This window comes from Streptomyces sp. NPDC050423 (genome assembly GCF_040655445.1).
In the GTDB taxonomy this organism is placed as follows: domain Bacteria; phylum Actinomycetota; class Actinomycetes; order Streptomycetales; family Streptomycetaceae; genus Streptomyces.
This window is the reverse complement of the sequence record NZ_JBFAJY010000030.1, coordinates 53,365-72,510: the sequence shown is the minus strand read 5'-3', so window position 1 is coordinate 72,510 and position 19,146 is coordinate 53,365. Positions and strand designations below refer to the sequence as shown.

Sequence of the window (19,146 nt, the reverse complement as noted above, 5' to 3'; positions counted from 1 at the left end):
GGAGCGTGGCACTTATCTGACGGAGCGACAGGAGGTGCCACGGATTGTGGTAGTTACCCGGCCACGCCCAGGTGAACAGCCATCTCGCGCATGTCTGCGGTCAGCGTGCGCTTCCGGCCCCTCAGGATGTCGCCCATGAGATAGCGGGCCATGCTCTGGTGCCGCAGCCACTCCGGGGACGAGCGCTTGATCGCGTTCAGCTCGTCCATGGCGTCCGCGTGCGAGCCGAGCAGCGCGTGTGCCCTCGCGACGTCGAGGCGGTGGCGGTCCCAGTTGTTCGCGCTCGGCCGGCCGAACTTCTTCAGCGCCTTGCGGCTCATGACTCCGTCATCGGCACGGCTGAGCACTCCGCGAGCATCTCCGATCAGGGAGAGATCCTCGATCATCTTCGCCTCTGCCGTGACGGGCCCGAAGGTGGTCCAGTGCTCCGCGAAGTTGACGTGTTCGACGTTCAGCGCGCTTGCGGCCGTCGCGGCCAGGCGCCGCGCTTCCCTGGCGACGTCCGGGCGGTTGTTCCGCATCGCGGCGGAGGCCACTCGTTGAAGCAGCTCCCCCCATACGGCGAGCCGGCCCGGCGTGGCAGTGGACAGACGTGGCTCGATCTCCTCGGCCGTCGCAGTGGCCAGGCGCTCCGCCTCGTCGAAGCGGTCCTGCCGCAGCAGCAGTCCAGCCCGTGCCGACGACACCCGTCGCGGCGACGTACTTGCGGCCGGTTTCGCGAGCGTCCCTGATGCCCTGCGAAAGGGCGTAGTAGGCCATGTCGTAGCGGCCTGACCTGGGTGAGGTACTTGCCGGCCAGCAGGAAGGCGTTGGCACGTACCGCGAGAGCATCCTGGCGGGCCCGGTCGCCCTCCGCGAAGGTCACTGCGGCTTCGGCTGCGCGCAGGATGGCGGGCAGGCGCTTGGCCACCGAGTCGTACCGGTCCGCCTGATACAGCGCGTGGCTGTCGTCGATGTCGCGCTGGGTGGCCGGCAGTGGACGGGCCTGCTCGGGTTCGGTGAGGGTCTCGATCAGTCCGACCGGCGGCATGAGTGCGCGGCGCAGCTCGGTGAGTTTCGGGCCATCACCCGCGTTCGCGCGGACCGGCTCGGGTGATTCAGTGGCGAACAGACTCGAGGTGGTGGTGCCCAGTGCTCGGGCGAGCATGTGAAGCGTCTCGACCTGGACGTTCCCGCCCTGCTCGACCTTGCGGACCACACCGACGGACAGCTCGGCTTCCTCGGCCAGCCTTTCCTGGCTCAGTCCAACCCGGCGACGGTGATTACGGACGTTCTCGGACAGCGACGACATCGAATCACCTCCTTGTCAGGGTATGCCCTTCCGGGTAACGGCGAAGCCCCCACCAGAGGTTGCCTGATGGGGGCTTCAACTCACGGCGCTCGGTGGGCTGTCAGCCGGCCGTCAACCGGTACTTGCGGACCGCCGGCGTGCGGAAGAGCGCGATGATGACGACGGACCAGATCAGCGAGGCCCAGACGGGATGCTGCATCGGCCAGGCGTCGGAGTGGGAGACGCCCGGGTTCCCGAACAGCACGCGGCATGCCTGGACGGTGGCACTGAACGGGTTCCAGTCCGCGATCGGCTGGAGCCAGGAGGCCATCGTGCTTGAGTCCACGAAGGCGTTCGAGATGAAGGTGACCGGGAACAGCCAGATCAGTCCGCCCGAGGTGGCAGCCTCGGGCGATTCCACTTATAACCACGCATGTTCGAACAGCTCAGGAAAACTTTACGACCAAAGCAAAGCAGTATTCGGACGCGCTCGAATACCCAACTCCTTCCACTTGAATCCGAATTCATCCATACCACCCTATCCGGGGCTTGAAATCCTCTGTTCTCACCTGGCCGCTCTCTGTAGCGTCAGGGCCTGATCGAGCACAAAGAGGTCATCGATGCACGAGGGGTTGATCCTGATCAAAATATTGACGAAGGTGCTCGGAACGGGCGCGGCAGCGGCGACTCTGGTGATGGGCACGGCCTTCTCGGCCCAAGCCGGTGCCCAGGTGACCGCCCAGGCCAACCTCCCCTATCTGTCCAGCGGTAGGGTTTACGCCTCGGCGACCCTATGGGGACCCAATCCGGTCGGCACAAAGCTCTGCGTCTACCTCAACACGCAGCACCCGTACTACCCCGACATCACGGTCGCGTCCGGATGCGAGTCTCTCAACGCCGGCACGTTCAGTGTTTCCGCTCCGAAGCCGGCTTGCGGCAACATGACCACGTATGCCGCCGTGGTCTATGACGGGAAGACCAAGTGGACGGGCAGCACCAAGTACAAGCTGTTCTGCTGACGCCACAGGCAGCAGGAGGCCCGGAGCTTGCCTGCCATGCTCCGGGCCTCCTGCTGTTCTTCTGATTTGCGCCAGACGCGGCCTGGTTTTGGGCTCAGTTTGCCGCCGAGCGGTACTTGCGCACCGCCAGCGCCCGGAAGACAGCGATGATCAGCACGGACCAGATGATCGAGGCCCAGATCGGGTGCTCCATCGGCCACGCACCGGTGACCGTCTTCGGGACGCCCGGCATCGTGTTCCCGAAGAGTTCACGGGCGCCCGCCACAGTGGCACTGAACGGGTTCCACTCGGCGACATGCTGAAGGAACGTCGGCATACCGGTGACCGGCACAAAGGCGTTCGAGATGAACGTCAGGGGGAACAGCCAGATAAGCCCGCCGGAGGTCGCCGCCTCCGGGGTCCGTACCGTCAGGCCGATCAGGGCGCCGATCCAGGAGAACGCGTAGCCCAGCAGGAGCAGCAGCAGGAAGCCACAGAGCACCTTCCCGATGTTCTCGTGGGTCCGCCAGCCGACGATCAGGGCGACTCCCGCGAGGACGACGAGCGTGAGGCTGGTCTGCACGAGGTCGGCGAGCGTCCGTCCGGTGAGGACCGCGCCCCGGGCCATCGGCAACGACCGGAAGCGGTCGATGAGCCCCTTGTGCATGTCGTCGGCGATGCCCGCGCCGGCGCCCGCGGTGGCGAAGGTGACGGTCTGGGCGAAGATGCCCGCCATCAGGAATTCCTTGTACAGCTGCGGGTCGGTGGAGCCGCCAATGCTGATCGAGCCGCCGAAGACGTAGGTGAACAGCACCACGAACATAACTGGCTGGATGACCCCAAAAAGGAGCATCTCAGGAATCCTGGTCATCCGAATTAGGTTCCTGCGGGCGATGACCATCGAGTCGGCGACCATGCTCATGCGGCGCTCCCCTCCCCCGCGATCAGGCGCTGACCAGGGCCGGAAGCCCAGTTGAAACGAAATCCAGCTGAGCGACCAAGATGCGGAATCCGGGTCATCCGGATCAGGTTGCGCCGGGCGATGACCAGGGAGTCGCGTACGGCCTGGCCGATGCCGCCGCCGGACCGTGGGGCGGGGGCCGTCGCCGTCTCGGTGAGTGCGCTCACTTCTCCGCCTCCGTCCCGGTTGCGGCGGACTGCGCCGCCGCCCCGTCCCCGTCGTTCTTCTGCTCTTCGGCCGCGTGGCCGGTGAGGGAGATGAACACGTCGTCGAGGGTGGGGCGGCGCAGCCCGATGTCGTCGATCTCCACCCCTCGGGCGTCGAGGTCACGGATGATGTCGGCGAGGAGCTTGGCCCCGCCGTCGACCGGGACGGTCAGTTTGCGCATGTGCGGGACGACCGCGACCTCGCCCTTGCCCAGGTGGCCGAGGGCGGCGCGGGCCGGTTCGACCTGGTCGGGCTGGTGGACCACGACCTCGACGCGCTCGCCGCCGGTGCGGGCCTTGAGCTGGTCGGAGGTGCCGCGGGCGATGACGAGGCCGTGGTCGATCACGCAGATGTCGTGGGCGAGACGGTCGGCCTCCTCCAGGTACTGCGTGGTCAGCAGCAGCGTCGTACCGCCTGCCACGAGCTCCTCGATGACCTCCCAGAGCTGCTGCCGGTTGCGCGGGTCGAGGCCGGTGGTCGGCTCGTCCATGAACATGACCGGCGGGGCGACGAGGAGGGCCGCCGCCAGGTCGAGACGGCGGCGCATGCCGCCGGAGTACGTCTTGGCGGGGCGGTCGGCCGCGTCGGCGAGGTGGAACCGCTCCAGCAGCTCCCCCGCCCGGACCTTCGCGTCGCGCCGGCTCATCTGGTAGAGCTGGCCGACCATCTGGAGGTTCTCGCGGCCGGTCAGGTACTCGTCGACGGCGGCGAACTGGCCGGAGAGCCCGATCGAGCGACGTACCTCGTTGGGTTTCTTCAGTACGTCGATGCCCGCGACGAAGGCGCTGCCGCTGTCGGGCATGAGCAGTGTCGTCAGGACGCGCACCGCGGTCGTCTTGCCGGCGCCGTTGGGGCCGAGGAGTCCAAGGACGGTGCCCTCGGGCACGTCGAGATCGACACCGCCGAGTGCGGTGACGTCACCGAAGGTCTTCACCAGACCTTCGGCGTATATGGCGCCCGGCATATGGGGTTCCCCCAGTGCGTTTGGGTGGCTTCCTCACAGATCCTAGATTTGCCCGTCTTGCCTCGCCCGGCGAACACACGAAGCGAACGCGTGTACGTCCGGAGTCGGGCGATGGCACAGTAACGCGATACATCGCGACACACAAGGTTCGGTTCACGGGGCAGCGGAATGGCTCAGTTCAGCACCAGGTAGCCCGCGTCGCGCAGCGCCGCGGCGACCTCCGCGCAGTGCTCCGGGCCCTTCGTCTCCAGATGCAGCTCCACCTCGGCCTCGGTGAGGCCGAGCCGGGGGTCGGTGCGTACATGGCTCACGTCCAGGACGTTGGCATCGGCCACCGAGAGCACGGCGAGCATCGTCGCCAGCGCGCCGGGGCGGTCCGTCAGCCGCAGCCGCAGGCTCAGATACCGGCCGGCCGCCGACATGCCGTGGGTCAGGATGCGCTGCATCAGCAGCGGGTCCACGTTGCCGCCGGACAGCAGCGCCACCACGGGCCCGCGGAACGACCTCGGGTCGCTCAGCAGGGCGGCCACCGGGCTCGCCCCGGCCGGCTCCACGACCATCTTCGCCCGCTCCAGGCAGAGCAGCAGCGCACTGGACAGCTCGTCCTCGGAGACCGTACGGATCTCGTCGACCAGATCCCTGATCAGCGGGAACGGTACGTCGCCCGGCCGCCCCACCTTCATGCCGTCCGCCATCGTCTGGAGCGAGCCGATCGACACCGGGTGGCCGGCGGCCAGCGAGGGCGGGTAGGCGGCCGCGCCCGCCGCCTGCACGCCGACGATCCGCACATCGGGGCGGACCGCCTTCACCGCCACGGCGATCCCCGCGGCGAGCCCCCCGCCGCCGATCCCGACGACGATGGTGCGCACCTCGGGGCACTGCTCCAGGATCTCCAGGCCCACCGTGCCCTGCCCGGCGATGATGTCCGGGTGGTCGAAGGGGTGGATGAAGACCGCGCCGGTCTCCCGCGCGTACTCCTGCGCCGCGGCCAGCGTCTCGTCGACGACATGGCCGTGCAGCCGCACCCGCGCCCCGTACTCACGCGTCGCGGCGACCTTCGGCAGCGGCGCCCCGACCGGCATGAAGACCGTCGCCCGTACGCCGAGCAGCGCAGACGCGAGCGCGACACCCTGCGCATGGTTCCCGGCGCTCGCGGCCACCACCCCCGCCGCCCGTTCCACCGGGGACAGCCCGGCGATCCGTACGTACGCGCCGCGCAGTTTGAACGAGCCGGTCCGCTGCAGGTTCTCGCACTTGAACCGGACGGGAGCGCCCACGAGGGCGGTCAGATGGCGGCTGCCCTCCATCGCGGTGACCCTGGAGACGCCGGAGAGCATCTTCTGCGCCCCCTTGATGTCATCGAGGATCAGCGGGGGAAACTGGGTGGGCGGCGGGAAGTTCATACCGCAAGTCTTGCAGCTGAAAGGGGTTGTGGCCGCCGCGAGCCGGGCCGTCCTGCGCCGATGTCCGCAGGTTTGTGCAGCGCTGGTACGCGTTGCCCCGGGGCCGCGTACTCTGTCCCCCACCCATCCGACACCGCACGAAGAGAGCCCCCGGCCATGCCCCCTCAGGACATGACGACTGCCGCGTCTCCCTCCGGGGGCGCCACCCCGGAGAATCCGGGTCACGACCACCTTCTCGACACTCTGCAGCACCAGGTGGCGGTCTTCGCCCGCCGTGCCGAGCAGACCCGTCTCGGCGGCGTCGGCCAGGTGCGCAATTCCATGGACCGGGCCGCGTATCTGCTGCTCAACCGGCTGGACCGGGAAGGGCCCATGGGCGTCAAGGCGCTGGCCGCCGGGATGGGGATCGACTCCTCGACCGTGACCCGGCAGGTCGCACCGCTCGTGGACACCGGCCTGGTCAAGCGGACCTCGCACCCGGAGGACGGCCGGGCCGTCGTGCTCCAGCTGTCCCCGCGGGGACAGGCCCGGCTGGACGAGGTCCGGGCATCGCGACGCGAGCTGATGTCGCAGGTGACGGGCGACTGGGACGAGGCGGAACGCGACACGTTCTGCGCGCTGCTCACCCGTTTCAACGCGGCACTGGCCGCCCGGCAGAGCGCGCACCAGCCGCCCGCCGCGGGATAACCGGACCCGGCCCAGGCCTTGACCCGGGGCCCGCGGCGCGCTCGGATGACAGGGTGCGAGAGCGCCAGGCGGGCCGACAGCGGCGCCGCGCCCAGGAGTTCGAGGCCTTCGTGGCGGGCGCGGCCGGCCGGCTGCTGCACGCCGCCACCCTGCTCACCGCCGAACCCGCCCGGCCGCCGGGGGCCAACGAGCGCGCGCAGCGGCTGCTGACGGCCGCGCTGGCCCGTACGTACGCGGACTGGGACCGGCTGCACGGCGAGGATCCGTACAACCGCACCCGGCAGGACCTGGCCGCCCGGTTCGCCAGGGAGGCCTGGCGCCACCACCATCCGCGCGGCGGGCTGCTGGACGGGCTGACCCCGCAGGAACGGCTCGTCCTGGTGCTGCGGCTGCACGAAGGTGTCGCCGAGGAGCAGACCGCGGCGCTGCTCGGACTGCCCGTGGACCGGATCCGCGCGATCTGCAACCGCTCGGTGGCCACGATGCGCGGCACCCGCGGCCCCACGGTCCGTCGGGGTACCGCACCATGAGCGGTACCGGCCGCAAGGAGGACGAGGTCCGGCGGATGCTGGAGGGGCCGCATCCGCAGGTGCCCGCCGATCTGGCGGAGCGGGCGGCGGAGCTCGGTGGCAGGGTGCTGCGCCGGCGGCGGACCCTGCGCCTGCTGGGGCTGCTGGGGCTGCTCGTCGCGGTGGCGGCGTTCACGGTGTGGGCGGTCGCGGTCCAGCCCTGGCAGGCCCCGCCGGCCGAGACGACCCCGCCGCTGGGCGGCTGGTGACGGCCTCAGCCACGACAGCCGTCGCGGCTGAGGGCGTGAGCACAGGCCGTACCGGGCCGGGCGGATCTATCCTGGAGGCAAGTGTCACGCGCCGGTCCGGAGCCGGCCGAGGAGGCCGTCATGACCAGGAAAATCGCTGACTGCCGCAAGTATCCGAGCGAGTCGAACTGCTCGCTGACGATCTCCGGTGAGGAAGACGAAGTCGTGCGGGCCGCGGCGGAGCACGCGGTCTCCGTCCATGAGCACACCGACAGCCCGGAGCTGCGGGAACAGCTCCGGGGCATGCTGGAGGACGAGAAGGCCGCCGTCTGAGACGTCCGGCCGCAGCGGGGACGGAGCCGGTAGCCCGGCTCCGTCCCCGCTGCCGCTCGCCGGCACCGCACCCCTCACGGCCCCCGGGTGCGCGCACACTTCTCGGAGCCCTGACCGGACCAGTCCGAGTGATCAAGTACGACGAGCCGTTCGGACCCCGAGGTTAAAGATCAAGCTAGCCGAGCGCCTGCGTCAGGTCGGCCAGCAGGTCGTCGCCGTTCTCGATGCCGACGGAGAGCCTGACCAGGTCGGCGGGGACCTCCAGCGGCGATCCGGCCGCCGAGGCGTGCGTCATCCGGCCCGGGTGCTCCAGCAGCGACTCGACGCCGCCGAGGGACTCACCGAGCGTGAAGAGCTTCGCCCGGTTGCAGACCTCGACCGCCGCCTCCTCGCCGCCCGCGACGCGGAAGGAGACCATGCCGCCGAACGCCTTCATCTGCTTGGCGGCGACCTCGTGCCCCCGGTGCTCGGGCAGTCCCGGGTAGAGGACCTGGGTGACCTTGGGGTGCCGGGTCAGCAGGTCGGTGACCTTGGTGGCGTTCTCGCTGTGCCGGTCCATCCGGACGGCGAGGGTCTTGATGCCGCGCAGCACCAGCCAGGCGTCGAAGGGGCCGGCCACGGCACCCATCGCGTTCTGGTGGTACGCCAACTCCTCGGAGAGTTCCGGGTCGTTGACGATCAGCGCGCCGCCGACGACGTCCGAGTGGCCGCCCATGTACTTGGTGGTGGAGTGCACCACCACATCGGCGCCCAGGGCGAGGGGCTGCTGGAGGTAGGGACTGGCGAAGGTGTTGTCGACGACCAGCCGTGCACCCGCCGAGCGGGCGACACCGGCGATGGCCGCGATGTCGGTGATGCCGAGCAGCGGGTTGGAGGGCGTCTCCACCCAGATCGCCTTGGTGCGCGGCTGGATCGCGGCCCGTACCGCCGCCACGTCCGAGGTGTCGGCGACGGAGAACTCCACGCCCCAGCGTGAGGCGACCTTCGCGAACAGCCGGAACGTACCGCCGTAGGCGTCGTTCGGGATGACCACGTGGTCGCCGGGCGTCAGCAGCGTACGGAGCAGGCAGTCCTCGGCGGCCAGACCGGACGCGAAGGCGAGCCCGCGGCGGCCGCCCTCAAGGGCCGCCAGGTTCTCCTCCAGTGCGGTGCGCGTCGGGTTGGCGCTGCGGCTGTACTCGTAGCCGCCGCGCAGCCCGCCGACGCCGTCCTGCTTGTACGTCGACACCTGGTAAATGGGCGGAACAACAGCGCCGGTGAGGGGATCGGCGGTGTTTCCCGCGTGGATCGCGAGAGTTTCGAAGCTGTGCTGGTCGCTCATGGGGCCGAGCGTAGTTCGTCGCGAGGGCGCTCACGGAGCACCGGGGCCGTCCGGGACAATGGGTGCATGGAGATTCTCTGGTTCCTGCTCGCGCTGTGCATGCTCGCCGCGGTCCTCGGCCCCTTCGTGCTGCGGCGCCGCGGCGGTATCCGCCAGGTGGCGCCCGGGTCCCCCGACGCCGCCGACCCGGACACCTACGGCTTCGCACGCCAGGAGGAACTGGACATCCGGATGCCGGGCCCCGACCAGGACCTCCTGGACGTACTCGATGTCGTCCAGGGCACCCAGGAGTGGCGGGCCGCCTCGCAACTGCTGTCCGGGACGCCGAAGGAGGGCGAGGTGCGGTGGCAGCGGGTGCAGGCGTTCGCCGGTGCCGCCTCGCTGGAGCTGGCGCAGCGGCCGGGCGTCGGCGGGGCCTGGCTGCGCAAGTGGCGGGCCGAGTCCCCCAAGGACGCGGGCGGCGCGGCCGTGCACGCCGAGTTCCTGGTCCAGCAGGCCTGGCGTTCGTCCACCGTCGGCACGGACGACTTCCGGATCATCCTGGAGGAGGCCCGTACGGTCGTCGGCGAGGCGGCCCTGCTGGCACCGGGCGATCCGGTGCCGTACCTGGTGGAGCTGGCGGCGGCGCGTGGGCTCGGCTACTCCCACGAGGAGTTCGACCAGCTCTGGGCGAAGATCATCGACCGGGCCCCCGCACACATGGGCGCGCACATCGCGGCGCTGCACTTCTGGTGCGAGAAGTGGCACGGCTCCCGCGAGGAGGCCGACCGCTTCGCCACCGCGGCCGCCGCCCGCGCCCCGCAGGGATCGCTGCTGGCCGCGCTGCCGCTCTTCGCGCTGTACGAGCACCTGCCCGAGGTCAACATGGTGCGGAGCTTCTACCAGAGCCAGGCGGTGACCAAGGCGGTCGAGGGCGCCCTGTTCGCGGTCCACGCGGCGCGCGCCGACGACCCGATGCTCGCCCATGTCCGCCATCTCCTGGTGCTGTTCCTGGTCCGGATGGAGCGCTGGTCGGAGGCGATGGGCCAGCTCGTCCACATCGACGGGCACGTGGGCGCGCTGCCGTGGACGGAGAGCTCCGACCCGGCCGCCGAGTACACCGTGTACCGGGCCCTCGCGGTCGCCGGCTACGAGGCGAACGGCGGCAGCCCGGCGACGCTGCTGCGGTAACCGGACAGCCTCCCGGCCCTTTGTCATCCGACGGTGTGCGACGGTGGGCACCGACAAGGCGCCCACCGCGCGGCCTGCTGACTGATGGGACCGGTGCACCTCATGGCCCGACTGATACCCCTGATCCTGATCGGCCTGGGCCTCTGGTTCTGGTTCAAGGCCCGCAAGCGGGCCGCCGCCTACGTCGAGGACATGGAGTCCAACGACGGCACGCCCCGCCGCTGACCGGGGCGGCGGAACCCGCGGCGGAATCCACGGCGGTCCCGGTGCGTTGTACGGACAGCACGCCGACCCGACGAGGAGCCCCCGTATGTTCCTGCACCGCCGTACCCCTCAGCTCCCCACTCCGCAGGAGGCGCTGCGCGGCCGTCCCACCCCGGAATTCACCGTCCCGTCCCGCCACACGGTCCTGGGCAACGCCCTGCTGGGCCCGTACCCGGAGGGCCTGGAGGTCGCGGACTTCGCGATGGGCTGTTTCTGGGGCGCCGAGCGCAAGTTCTGGCAGACGGAAGGCGTCTGGACGACGCTCGTCGGCTACCAGGGCGGCTCCACGGAGAACCCCGCCTACGAAGAGGTCTGCTCCGGCCTGACCGGCCACACGGAGGCCGTCCGCGTCGTGTACGACCCGCGCGTCGTCACGTACCCCGAGCTGCTGAAGCTCTTCTGGGAGTCGCACAACCCGACCCAGGGCTTCCGCCAGGGCAATGACGTCGGTACGCAGTACCGCTCGGCGGTCTACACCCACTCCCCCGAACAGGAACGGGCCGTGAAGGCGTCCCGCGAGGCCTATCAGAAGGTCCTCACCGGCTCCGGTCACGGCGAGATCACCACGGAGATCCTGCCCGCCGAGGGCCGCACCTTCTGGCCCGCGGAAGCCGCGCATCAGCAGTACCTGGACAAGAACCCGGCGGGCTACTGCGGAATCGGCGGGACGGGCGTCTCGTGCCCGATCGGGGTGGCTCCGGCCGAGGGGTGAGCGTCCGGCTCATATGACCTGAATAGTGCCTGCGACTGCCGTGATGGTGGTGAACACCGCCCTGGCGGAGACCTTCCGCAGGAGGCCGCCCGCCGCGGGCTGATCCGAGCTCAGACGTGACCCTCAGAGCTTGCGGTAGACATCGCTCCGATGGCCGAGGTGGAGGACGAGGATGACCAGTACATCGCCCTGGACCTCGTAGACCACCCGAAATTCGCCCGCGCGCACACGATAGAGGCCGTCGTGACCTGCCAGCTTCTTGACATCGGCGTCTTCGCGCCAGGGGTCGTCACCGAGCGGCGCGATGGCGGTCAGAATACGGAGGGCGTCCTGCCGGTCGATCGAGCGGAGCCGGCGCTGGGCATGAGCGGTGAAGCGGAAGGCGTACTTCACGCGGCCGAATTCCCGCCCTCGAAGAGATCCGCCAGGAGTTCCGCCATGCTGACGGTGGGGTCCTCGCGGTGTGCCTCCGCTTCGCGCGCGGCCAGTTCGTCGGCTGCCGCGTCCAGAGCGTCGAGTACGTCTATCGGGACGAGCGCGGCGACGCGCCTGCCATTGCGGGTCACCACCGTGGTCTTTCCGGCCTCGGCCCGGTCAATGACCTCGGCCAGGTGGGTGCGGGCCTCACGTACGGTCACGGTCTCAGCCATGACGCAAGCGTACGCATAATTGCGTACACGCGCGCCGACGGCCCCACACGGACCGCGGGCCCGGGACGCATGCGCGTCCCGGGCCCGTGTCAGTACGTCTGGAACCCGGTCAGATCAGACCCTGCGCCAGCATCGCGTCCGCGACCAGCTCGAAGCCGGCGATGTTGGCGCCGACCACGTAGTTGCCGGGGCTGCCGTAGCGCTCCGCCGTGGTGTAGCAGGAGTCGTGGATGTGCCGCATGATCTCCGCGAGGCGCTCCTCCGTGTGGGCGAACGTCCAGGAGTCGCGCGAGGCGTTCTGCTGCATCTCCAGGGCGCTGGTGGCGACACCGCCCGCGTTGGCCGCCTTGCCGGGGGCGAAGGCCACACCCGCCTCCTGGAAGACGCGGACGGCCTCGGGAGTGGTGGGCATGTTGGCGCCCTCGGCGACCGCCTTCACGCCGTTGCGCACGAGAGTCAGCGCGTCGGCCTCGTGGAGTTCGTTCTGCGTGGCGCAGGGCAGGGCCACGTCGCAGGGGACGTCCCAGACGCCGGCGCCGGGCACGAACGTGGCCTCGGTGCGGCGTTCCGCGTACTCGGAGACACGGCCGCGACCGGCCTCCTTGATCTCCTTGAGCAGGGCGAGGTCGATGCCCTTCTCGTCCACGACGTAGCCGTCGGAGTCGGAGCAGGTCACCACCGTGGCGCCGAGCTGCTGGGCCTTCTCGATCGCGTAGATCGCGACGTTGCCCGAGCCCGACACGACGATGCGCTGGCCTTCGAGGGACTCGCCCCGGCTGCGGAGCATCTCGGCGGTGAACAGGACGCAGCCGTAGCCGGTCGCCTCCGTACGCACCAGGGCGCCGCCCCAGCCGAGGCCCTTTCCGGTGAGGACACCGGACTCGAAGCGGTTGGTGATCCGCTTGTACTGGCCGAAGAGAAAGCCGATCTCGCGGCCGCCCACGCCGATGTCACCGGCGGGGACATCGGTGTACTCGCCCAGGTGGCGGTGGAGCTCGGTCATGAACGACTGGCAGAACCGCATGATCTCGGCGTCCGAGCGGCCCTTCGGGTCGAAGTCCGAGCCGCCCTTGCCGCCGCCGATGGGCATGCCGGTGAGGGCGTTCTTGAAGATCTGCTCGAAGCCGAGGAACTTCACGATGCCGAGGTTGACCGAGGGGTGGAAGCGCAGTCCGCCCTTGTACGGGCCCAGCGAGCTGGAGAACTCGACCCGGAAGCCGCGGTTGACGTGGATGTCGCCCGAGTCGTCCGACCACGGCACCCGGAAGATGAGCTGGCGCTCCGGCTCGCATATGCGCTCGATGATCCGCGCGTCCACGAACTCCGGCCGCTGGGCCAGCACCGGGCCGAGCGTCTCGAGGACTTCCCGCACCGCCTGGTGGAATTCCTTCTCGCCCTGGTTGCGGCGGAGGATCTCCGCGTAGAGCGGCTCGATGACGCGGTTCTCGGCGGCGTGCGGCATTGCGGAGTCAGGGGTGGCCGTCATCTGATCAAGACCTTCCATGGGTCGGCTCATCGCGAAGGTGCCCCCGTCCCGGAGGGCACCGGATCCCCCCTCCCCATTGAGGGCGTCGCCCGGATAGCGCGGGTACCGCGCTCACGACTGCGACGTACAGGACCGTTGTGGCCTACCGAGTGTCCCAGTGGGACCGCCGAATCCTCCATGGCATCCACATGGTGAATCCCGCCGGCCCGCACAGGAGCCGGCCGCGGAAGCCTTGCCCCAGACCGGTTCCGGGCGGAACGACCGGGTTGGGGGGTATGCCCGGACACCCCCCGAAGTGGTGAACCTCACAGTGCGTCTGCCGTGACGGTGAGGCCGGCGCGTGCGGCCCTCAGGACTCGCGCGGGCCGCGCAGCATCCACAGGCCCGCGGCCGACGCCAGGACGACCACTCCCGACACGACGCTCAGGGCGATGTTCAGGCCGCCCTGCTCGACCAGGAAGTTGAGGGAGACGTTCGCGACGATCGCGGCGAGCAGCACGAACCGGAGCAGTGGCTTCACGGGGTACCTCCACGGAGACGAAGACGGGCGAGGGCGAGGGCGAGGGCGGAGCCCGACTCGGGCCCCGTCCCGGACTCGGACCCGGACAAGGCCGGGTGGCGCCGCCGGGCCGGCGTCCGGCTGCGTCACCCATCCTTCCGGCCGGCGGACTCCCGCACGAGGGCGCCCGCCCCCGGAGCCGTGGTGTAGCGGGCTACACCACGGGTCCGGGCCTGAGCAGCCCCGGCGCGCGGCGCGGCGGCGGACGGCCTGTACGGACCGGGCCCGCGGTGACGGGCGATCAGACATGATGCCGTCATGAAGACTTCACGGGGGAACCGCGGCACCCAGGATCCCCATCGGCCTTACGGGTCAGCGTCGTTGGCCGGAAACGCGCTGCTCGGACACGGGGTGCCCAGGCCCCCGCACATACCCGGCCGGACCGGGCGGGCCGGGCATCGCACGCTGCCCCGGGCCGGGGAGATGCGCCGCTATCTCGCCGTGGGTCTCGACTGCTATCTCTGCCTGGTCACCGCCGGGTTACTGGCCCGGTCGCACGTGGACTCGACGCCCCTCTCCGGGGACGTCGCCCTGCTGCTCGGGCCCGTGCTCGTGCTCTCCTTCCTCAATCAGGTGGTGCTCACCGCACTCGTCGGAGCCGGTGCCGGAAAGCTGATCATGGGCATCCGGGTGGTGAGCCTGCCGGACGGCGGACGCCCGCGGCCGGGGCAGCTGATGCGGCGCTGGCTGCACGGCCTGTGCTGGCTGCCGCTCCAGCCCTGGTACGGGCTGCGCGCCCACCTCGCCCGTGGGGACGACGGCCCCGGCCCCGCTCCGCGCGGCTGCGAGGAGGGCGATCCGTACGCCGAGCCGTACGCCGACCCGGCCGGGGTGCGCCAGGTCCGGCGCAGCGATCTCGCGGCACACCGCCGGGCCGCCGCCGGACGGACCGCCTGAAGCCGTCCGGGACCGTGGGTGAACCCGGACCGCCGTCCGCGAACCCGGTGCGGGCCCGCGGACGGCGGTGCGGTGGCGGTAGCGGTGGCAGCAGCGGCCTTACGTGTGCCGGACCGCTCAGGCCGCCGCGTTCTCCGTGATGGTGACCTTGCCCTTGCGGATGGTCGCCAGCCTCGGGGCCCTGCGGGCGATCGCGCTGTCGTGGGTAACCATGATGAAGGTGAGCCCGTTTCGAGAGTGGCGACCAGGCCCTTCCACTCGGTGTTGCAGGGGAACGGGGAGGCGGGGATGAGCGTGAAGCGGCCGGCGATCTGCTGGCTACGGGTTCCCGACAACAGGTTGGAGCGCTCGATGTCGATGCCGGCGTAGATGAACGTCGCCGGGATCCGCTCGGAGAAGTACTTCAGCGTGTCGGCGACTTCCGCCGTGCGGCTGGTGAGCGAGATGTTGTACCGAGAAGAAGCCGGTTACCACGGCGAACCCGGACAACGGGATCGCCCCGCCACCATCGGGGACCTCGAAGTCGACGCCAACGGCCTGGGCGCCGCGGCGAGCGTGGTGGCCACTATCGCCGCGAGCGTGGCGATGAAGCCGGTGCCGGCGAGCCCGCGGAGTCGGTGGGTGTGGCTGATCCGGCCCGATGCCGCGCTTGCGGCGACCCCGGTGTCATTTATGTTGTTCATGGCGTTCCTCCATCATTCGGTAACCGGCATACGGGTGTTGACCGGCACGCGACGGTCCTGGCCCTGGGGGTGACGATGCGCGCCCCCGGCGGGCGACGGCCGGGGTTCCGCAGGGCGCGGACGCCGGTGCCGCGGAGCCAGAACCCGGCGTCGAGTCCGAGGACCGGCTCGGGCTCGCCGTCGGGCAGCTGCAGCTGCCCGCGGGTGACGACGCCGAACGCGTCGGACCACTCCGCCGCGACCACCGCAACAAGCGCGGCACCGCGCAGCGCGAGCATCCTTACCGGGACTACTCCGTGCCCTCCGCCGGCAGGCACCCGGGCAGCCCGAGCCGCGGGAACTGGTCATCGTGGAACGTGACGATCTCGGTGATCGCGCCGCCGGTGACGCGCAGGACGTCGATCGTCAGCGGCAGGTACCCGCCTTCCTGGTCCCGCCAGTGGTAGAAGGCGACGGCGGGCTGCCGGTTCACGGAGGTGGGGACGGTGCGCAGGTCCGTCATGCCCTCGAAGCCGTCCTCGATCCAGTTGTTGATCACCGTGTCGCGGCCGACGTACAGGCCCGGCGTGGGCGGCATCGAACAGCGCACGTCGTCCCGCAGCATCGCGGCGAGCGCCGGGATGTCCGTGGCCACGCTGGCGTCGGTGAAGCGGCGCACCAGCCGGCGCGTCCCGGCGTCCTGTTCACCGCCGGCCCAGTCCTGCCGCTCGGCGGGCAGGTGCTCCCGCATGCCGGCGCGGGCCCGCTGCAGCGCGCTGTTCACGGAGTTGACGGAGTCCCCGAGGCACTCCGCGACGTCCTTCGCCGGCCAGCCGAGCACGTCCCGCAGGATCAGCACGGCCCGCGGACGCGGCGCGAGGTGCTGGACTGCGACCAGGTACGCCAGCTCGATCGTCTCCCGCGCGACGGCGACAGTCTCCGGCTCGTCCGCGTCGCCCGCGGGTAGCTCGTCGAGCAGCCGGTCCGGGTAGGGCTGCAGCCACAGCACCTCGCCTCCGGTCGCGGGCTCCGGGCGGCACTTGGCGAGCAGGTCCAGGCAGGCGTTGGTGGCGATCCGGTACAGCCAGGCCCGGAACGTCGACCGCCCCTCGAAGGTCTCCCGCCGCCGCCAGGCACGGAGGAACGTCTCCTGCACGGCGTCCTCGGCGTCCTCGAACGACCCGAGCATCCGGTAGCAGTGCACGTGCAACTCCCGCCGGTGCCGCTCAGCCAGCCCCGAGAACGCCGGCTCGTCGACCTCGCCCAGACCGCTCACGCCCAACTCCTCCAGCCGCGTGTTCGCACTCATCACGTCATCCTTCCGCCTCGTCGTGTCCCGCCGTATGTGTGACGGGTGCGGGCGCGGAATCTCATCACCGGGGGCGGTCGGCATGGCTGATCCAGTTACGGATCCGGTGGCGGAGCACGACGCGCGGTACGGCGAGGAGGGCGTGGGCCCGCCGGAGTGGGCGCGGATGCGCGATCGCCTGGCGCATGCCGGGGTCGTTATCTCGGGTGAGAAATGTGCGTCAGGCAAGTCTGGCAAGTAGTCAGAGGGTCCCGCGCCTTACAGATATCCGAGGGGTGTTCAGGCAGGGGGCTCCGTAACGGGCCGCTGGGGATGGCGCCGGCTCTCCGGCGCCGGAGAGGTGGCCCCTTGGACCGAGGACGGTTTCGACGAGTTCGGCGAGGCCGTTGCGGCCGCCGTGGGACGCCTCAGTACCGGACTCTGGACCATTGAGCAGGTCGCTGACCATCTCGGCGCCTCCGATCCGGATGAGAACGCCCCGGAACGCCGCAGGCGGCGGCACCGGGATCCGTGGGGATCCGGTGCCGCCGCCTGCGGTGGGGGACTTCGGGGCCGATCGGGGTCCTGCCCGGGGCGAGCAGGACGTCGGATCAGGCCGCGGGAGCCGTCCACTGGGCCCAGCTCATGTTCCAGCCGTTGAGTCCGTTGTCGGGCTGGATGGTCTTGTCCGGGGAGTTCTTGATGATGACCACGTCACCGATCATGGAGTTGTTGTAGAACCACGCGCCGGGCGCGGCGGCGTCGCCGGCACCCTTCGTGTCGGAGAGACCGACGCAGCCGTGGCTGGTGTTGGCACTGCCGAAGATCGACTTGGCGCCCCAGTAGTTGCCGTGGATGAAGGTGCCCGACGTGGACAGCCGCATGGCGTGCGGTACGTCCTTGATGTCGTACTCGCCCTTGCCGTCGTCATCGGTGAAGCCGACCGTCGAACCGTCCATCCGGGTCTCCTTGAACTTCTCGGAGATCACCATCTGGCCGTTGTACGTCGGGTTCTCCGAGGAACCGGCGGAGATCGGGATGGTCTTGATCGTCTTCCCGTTCTGGGCGACGGTCATCATGTGCGTCTTGGCGTCCACGGTCGAGACCTGGTTGCGGCCGACCTTGAAGGTGACCGTCTTCTGCTGCACGCCGTAGACGCCGTCAGCGCCCTCGACGCCGTCCAGCGCCAGCTTCAGCGTGACGGTGGAACCGCCCTGCCAGTAGTCCTCGGGGCGCAGGTCCAGCCGCTGCGCGTTGAACCAGTGGCCGGCTACCTGCTGGCCGCTGCTGGACGTCACGGTGATGCCGTCCAGGACGGCCTTCTTGTCCGTGATCGCCTTGTTGAAGTTGATCGAGACGGGCATGCCGACGCCGACGGTGGAACCGTCCTCGGGGGTGAAGTTCCCGATGAAGCTGTTGGCGGGCGACACGGTGGTGAAGGAGGAGTTCTCGTGCGCGTCGCGGCCCTTCGAGTCCTTCGCCGTGGCGCTGATCTTGTACGTGGTCGAGCGCTCCAGTTGGGCGTCCGGCTTCCAGCTGGTGCCGTCGGCGGAGAGGGTGCCCTTGACGCTCGCACCGGCCGCCGTGGTCATCGTGACGACCGTGAGCTTGCCCTTGGCGACGGAGACCTTCGCGTCGTTGTTGATGCTCGCGTTGGTCGCACCGTTCTTCGGCGAGATCGCTATCTGCGCCTCCGAAGCCTCCTCGGCCGCCGCCTTGTCGACCGCGGCCGCCTGTGACTTCTTCGAGCTGTCGGGGCCGGCACCGCCCCCGCCGTCGCTGCAGGCCGTAAGCACCAGCACGCCGCCGAGCAGTGCGGACGCGGCCATGAGGCCCTTGCGCCGCTTGCTGTCCGTCATCACACGCTTCTCCATCGTTGCCGAATTCCCCAAAAACCCCGAGCCGGGCCGTCGACCGGCGATGCCCCGTCAATGTTCCTAGAACACCCTGAAAGGGTTACCCGTTCCACATCTGCGGGAGATGTGGGGAACACCACTCATCGACGCGGTGGTATCAGCGGTGGTTCCCGTGGTCCACCACGTGGGTGCCGCCGGTGTCCGACCCGTTGTTCAGCAGCTTCACGACCCGGTGCGCCGGCTGTCACGTACACCGGCCCCGGCCCGCCGGAAGCGGGTCGGGGCCGGTGTTCTCCACCTGCTACGCCCGCCGCTCCGCACTGCCGTCGTCGTCGTTCTCCTTCCCATTGTGCGGGACGCCGGCGCCGTCCTCGTCCTCGTCCTCTTCGTCGTCGCCGTCGTCGAGGTCCCATCCGTCCGGGTCCTGCGGGTCGTAGGCGATGCCCTCGCTGTTCCAGGAGGCCTGGGCCAGCTCGACCCCGGGCACCTCACTGACCAGGTCGAACGGGTCGATCAGCGAGGCGAGGGCCTCCGCGGCGTCTTCCCGGACCGCGGTCTCGGCATGCGTGCGTTCCTCGGCGGAATCGCCGCCGGGCTCACCGAACTCGGCCGCGAGGCTCTCCAGAGCGGTACCGCTCAGGGCATCGGCGTCCGTGATCTCCAACACCATTTCCACCTGAAGCCGAACATAACGTGATGTC

Annotated in this window: 24 protein-coding genes and 5 pseudogenes; 11 read left to right on the top strand and 18 right to left on the bottom strand. The window is 70.0% G+C overall.

The window, feature by feature from the left end; all coding sequences use genetic code 11:
* Positions 1 to 53: 53 nt before the first annotated feature.
* Positions 54 to 686 carry a hypothetical protein gene (locus AB0I52_RS22185; protein WP_363075148.1) on the bottom strand — a complete coding sequence of 211 codons (633 nt, stop codon included), beginning with the start codon at positions 684 to 686 and terminating at the stop codon, positions 54 to 56.
* A gap of 254 nt (positions 687 to 940) precedes the next feature.
* On the opposite strand from AB0I52_RS22185, the gene AB0I52_RS22180 reads away from it, so the two are divergent.
* Positions 941 to 1,096 (top strand): hypothetical protein, encoded by a 156-nt coding sequence (locus AB0I52_RS22180; RefSeq protein ID WP_363075146.1) that lies wholly within the window; start codon positions 941 to 943, stop codon positions 1,094 to 1,096.
* Between the two features lie 78 nt (positions 1,097 to 1,174).
* On the opposite strand, the pseudogene AB0I52_RS22175 reads toward AB0I52_RS22180, so the two are convergent.
* Together AB0I52_RS22175 and AB0I52_RS22170 are read right to left on the bottom strand one after the other, a co-directional pair.
* Positions 1,175 to 1,291, bottom strand: a pseudogene (locus AB0I52_RS22175) (XRE family transcriptional regulator); the annotation flags it as partial.
* Positions 1,292 to 1,391: 100 nt separating this feature from the next.
* Positions 1,392 to 1,685: pseudogene (locus AB0I52_RS22170) on the bottom strand (ABC transporter permease); the annotation flags it as partial.
* A 205-nt stretch (positions 1,686 to 1,890) separates the two neighbouring features.
* On the opposite strand from AB0I52_RS22170, the gene AB0I52_RS22165 reads away from it, so the two are divergent.
* Positions 1,891 to 2,289, top strand: a complete 399-nt coding sequence (locus tag AB0I52_RS22165; protein WP_363075096.1) for a hypothetical protein — start codon at positions 1,891 to 1,893, stop codon at positions 2,287 to 2,289.
* Positions 2,290 to 2,383: 94 nt separating this feature from the next.
* Here AB0I52_RS22165 and AB0I52_RS22160 read toward each other — a convergent pair whose 3' ends face one another.
* The 4 genes and pseudogenes from AB0I52_RS22160 to ilvA form a co-directional block, all read right to left on the bottom strand.
* Positions 2,384 to 3,190 (bottom strand): ABC transporter permease, encoded by an 807-nt coding sequence (locus tag AB0I52_RS22160; RefSeq protein ID WP_363075094.1) that lies wholly within the window; start codon positions 3,188 to 3,190, stop codon positions 2,384 to 2,386.
* Positions 3,191 to 3,267: 77 nt separating this feature from the next.
* Positions 3,268 to 3,396, bottom strand: a pseudogene (locus AB0I52_RS22155) (ABC transporter permease); the annotation flags it as partial.
* Complete coding sequence (locus tag AB0I52_RS22150; protein WP_363075092.1) at positions 3,393 to 4,400, bottom strand: ATP-binding cassette domain-containing protein; 1,008 nt, start codon at positions 4,398 to 4,400, stop codon at positions 3,393 to 3,395. The pseudogene AB0I52_RS22155 and the gene AB0I52_RS22150, both read right to left, overlap by 4 nt.
* Positions 4,401 to 4,573: 173 nt before the next feature.
* A complete protein-coding gene (gene ilvA, locus AB0I52_RS22145; RefSeq protein ID WP_363075091.1) occupies positions 4,574 to 5,803 on the bottom strand; it encodes a threonine ammonia-lyase in 1,230 nt (409 codons plus the stop codon).
* A 156-nt stretch (positions 5,804 to 5,959) separates the two neighbouring features.
* On the opposite strand from ilvA, the gene AB0I52_RS22140 reads away from it, so the two are divergent.
* From AB0I52_RS22140 to AB0I52_RS22125, 4 genes are all read left to right on the top strand, one after another.
* Positions 5,960 to 6,490 carry a MarR family transcriptional regulator gene (locus AB0I52_RS22140; RefSeq protein WP_363075089.1) on the top strand — a complete coding sequence of 177 codons (531 nt, stop codon included), beginning with the start codon at positions 5,960 to 5,962 and terminating at the stop codon, positions 6,488 to 6,490.
* A 53-nt stretch (positions 6,491 to 6,543) separates the two neighbouring features.
* On the top strand, positions 6,544 to 7,020 hold the full coding sequence (locus AB0I52_RS22135; protein ID WP_363075087.1) for a sigma factor-like helix-turn-helix DNA-binding protein: 477 nt from the start codon (positions 6,544 to 6,546) through the stop codon (positions 7,018 to 7,020).
* A complete protein-coding gene (locus AB0I52_RS22130; RefSeq protein WP_363075085.1) occupies positions 7,017 to 7,268 on the top strand; it encodes a hypothetical protein in 252 nt (83 codons plus the stop codon). The genes AB0I52_RS22135 and AB0I52_RS22130 overlap by 4 nt, the downstream gene beginning before the upstream one ends.
* Before the next feature lie 120 nt (positions 7,269 to 7,388).
* Positions 7,389 to 7,580 (top strand): DUF1059 domain-containing protein, encoded by a 192-nt coding sequence (locus tag AB0I52_RS22125; RefSeq protein WP_363075084.1) that lies wholly within the window; start codon positions 7,389 to 7,391, stop codon positions 7,578 to 7,580.
* Positions 7,581 to 7,755: 175 nt separating this feature from the next.
* Here the strand turns inward: AB0I52_RS22125 and AB0I52_RS22120 are convergent, their stop codons facing one another.
* Positions 7,756 to 8,901: a cystathionine gamma-synthase gene (locus AB0I52_RS22120; protein WP_363075082.1), complete on the bottom strand. Its 1,146-nt coding sequence runs from the start codon at positions 8,899 to 8,901 to the stop codon at positions 7,756 to 7,758.
* A gap of 66 nt (positions 8,902 to 8,967) precedes the next feature.
* Between AB0I52_RS22120 and AB0I52_RS22115 the strand changes: the two genes are divergently transcribed.
* The 3 genes from AB0I52_RS22115 to msrA all read left to right on the top strand — a co-directional run bounded on the left by AB0I52_RS22115 (position 8,968) and on the right by msrA (position 11,047).
* Complete coding sequence (locus AB0I52_RS22115; RefSeq protein WP_363075080.1) at positions 8,968 to 10,071, top strand: hypothetical protein; 1,104 nt, start codon at positions 8,968 to 8,970, stop codon at positions 10,069 to 10,071.
* Between the two features lie 102 nt (positions 10,072 to 10,173).
* Complete coding sequence (locus AB0I52_RS22110) at positions 10,174 to 10,296, top strand: hypothetical protein (protein WP_363075078.1); 123 nt, start codon at positions 10,174 to 10,176, stop codon at positions 10,294 to 10,296.
* Between the two features lie 85 nt (positions 10,297 to 10,381).
* The gene (msrA, locus tag AB0I52_RS22105) at positions 10,382 to 11,047 is read left to right on the top strand and encodes a peptide-methionine (S)-S-oxide reductase MsrA (RefSeq protein ID WP_363075076.1); all 666 of its coding nucleotides are present in this window, start codon (positions 10,382 to 10,384) and stop codon (positions 11,045 to 11,047) included.
* Positions 11,048 to 11,170: 123 nt separating this feature from the next.
* On the opposite strand, the gene AB0I52_RS22100 is transcribed toward msrA, so the two are convergent.
* The 4 genes from AB0I52_RS22100 to AB0I52_RS22085 form a co-directional block, all read right to left on the bottom strand.
* Entirely contained in the window at positions 11,171 to 11,440 is a 270-nt protein-coding gene (locus AB0I52_RS22100) for a type II toxin-antitoxin system RelE/ParE family toxin (RefSeq protein WP_363075074.1), read from the bottom strand.
* Positions 11,437 to 11,697 carry a type II toxin-antitoxin system prevent-host-death family antitoxin gene (locus AB0I52_RS22095; RefSeq protein ID WP_306087612.1) on the bottom strand — a complete coding sequence of 87 codons (261 nt, stop codon included), beginning with the start codon at positions 11,695 to 11,697 and terminating at the stop codon, positions 11,437 to 11,439. The genes AB0I52_RS22100 and AB0I52_RS22095 overlap by 4 nt, the downstream gene beginning before the upstream one ends.
* A 109-nt stretch (positions 11,698 to 11,806) precedes the next feature.
* Complete coding sequence (gene gdhA, locus AB0I52_RS22090; RefSeq protein ID WP_363075071.1) at positions 11,807 to 13,183, bottom strand: NADP-specific glutamate dehydrogenase; 1,377 nt, start codon at positions 13,181 to 13,183, stop codon at positions 11,807 to 11,809.
* Positions 13,184 to 13,532: 349 nt separating this feature from the next.
* Positions 13,533 to 13,703, bottom strand: coding sequence for a hypothetical protein (locus AB0I52_RS22085; RefSeq protein ID WP_363075069.1), 171 nt, complete (start codon positions 13,701 to 13,703; stop codon positions 13,533 to 13,535).
* Between the two features lie 462 nt (positions 13,704 to 14,165).
* On the opposite strand from AB0I52_RS22085, the gene AB0I52_RS22080 reads away from it, so the two are divergent.
* Entirely contained in the window at positions 14,166 to 14,639 is a 474-nt protein-coding gene (locus tag AB0I52_RS22080) for an RDD family protein (RefSeq protein WP_363075142.1), read from the top strand.
* A gap of 117 nt (positions 14,640 to 14,756) precedes the next feature.
* Here the strand turns inward: AB0I52_RS22080 and AB0I52_RS22075 are convergent.
* Both AB0I52_RS22075 and AB0I52_RS22070 read right to left on the bottom strand, forming a co-directional pair.
* Positions 14,757 to 14,870, bottom strand: a pseudogene (locus AB0I52_RS22075) (ABC transporter ATP-binding protein); the annotation flags it as partial.
* A pseudogene (locus AB0I52_RS22070) lies at positions 14,870 to 15,091 on the bottom strand (ATP/GTP-binding protein); the annotation flags it as partial. The pseudogenes AB0I52_RS22075 and AB0I52_RS22070, both read right to left, overlap by 1 nt.
* Between AB0I52_RS22070 and AB0I52_RS22065 the strand changes: the two are divergent.
* Positions 15,009 to 15,395 (top strand): hypothetical protein, encoded by a 387-nt coding sequence (locus tag AB0I52_RS22065; protein WP_363075067.1) that lies wholly within the window; start codon positions 15,009 to 15,011, stop codon positions 15,393 to 15,395. The pseudogene AB0I52_RS22070 and the gene AB0I52_RS22065 sit on opposite strands and share 83 nt — an antisense overlap.
* Positions 15,396 to 15,611: 216 nt before the next feature.
* On the opposite strand, the gene AB0I52_RS22060 is transcribed toward AB0I52_RS22065, so the two are convergent.
* From AB0I52_RS22060 to AB0I52_RS22045, 4 genes are all read right to left on the bottom strand, one after another.
* Positions 15,612 to 16,610 (bottom strand): RNA polymerase subunit sigma-70, encoded by a 999-nt coding sequence (locus tag AB0I52_RS22060; protein WP_363075066.1) that lies wholly within the window; start codon positions 16,608 to 16,610, stop codon positions 15,612 to 15,614.
* Positions 16,611 to 16,674: 64 nt separating this feature from the next.
* Complete coding sequence (locus AB0I52_RS22055) at positions 16,675 to 16,797, bottom strand: hypothetical protein (RefSeq protein WP_363075064.1); 123 nt, start codon at positions 16,795 to 16,797, stop codon at positions 16,675 to 16,677.
* 403 nt (positions 16,798 to 17,200) lie between these two features.
* Positions 17,201 to 18,463, bottom strand: coding sequence for an Ig-like domain-containing protein (locus AB0I52_RS22050; RefSeq protein WP_363075062.1), 1,263 nt, complete (start codon positions 18,461 to 18,463; stop codon positions 17,201 to 17,203).
* 283 nt (positions 18,464 to 18,746) lie between these two features.
* Positions 18,747 to 19,121: a hypothetical protein gene (locus AB0I52_RS22045; protein ID WP_363075060.1), complete on the bottom strand. Its 375-nt coding sequence runs from the start codon at positions 19,119 to 19,121 to the stop codon at positions 18,747 to 18,749.
* Positions 19,122 to 19,146: the final 25 nt, after the last annotated feature.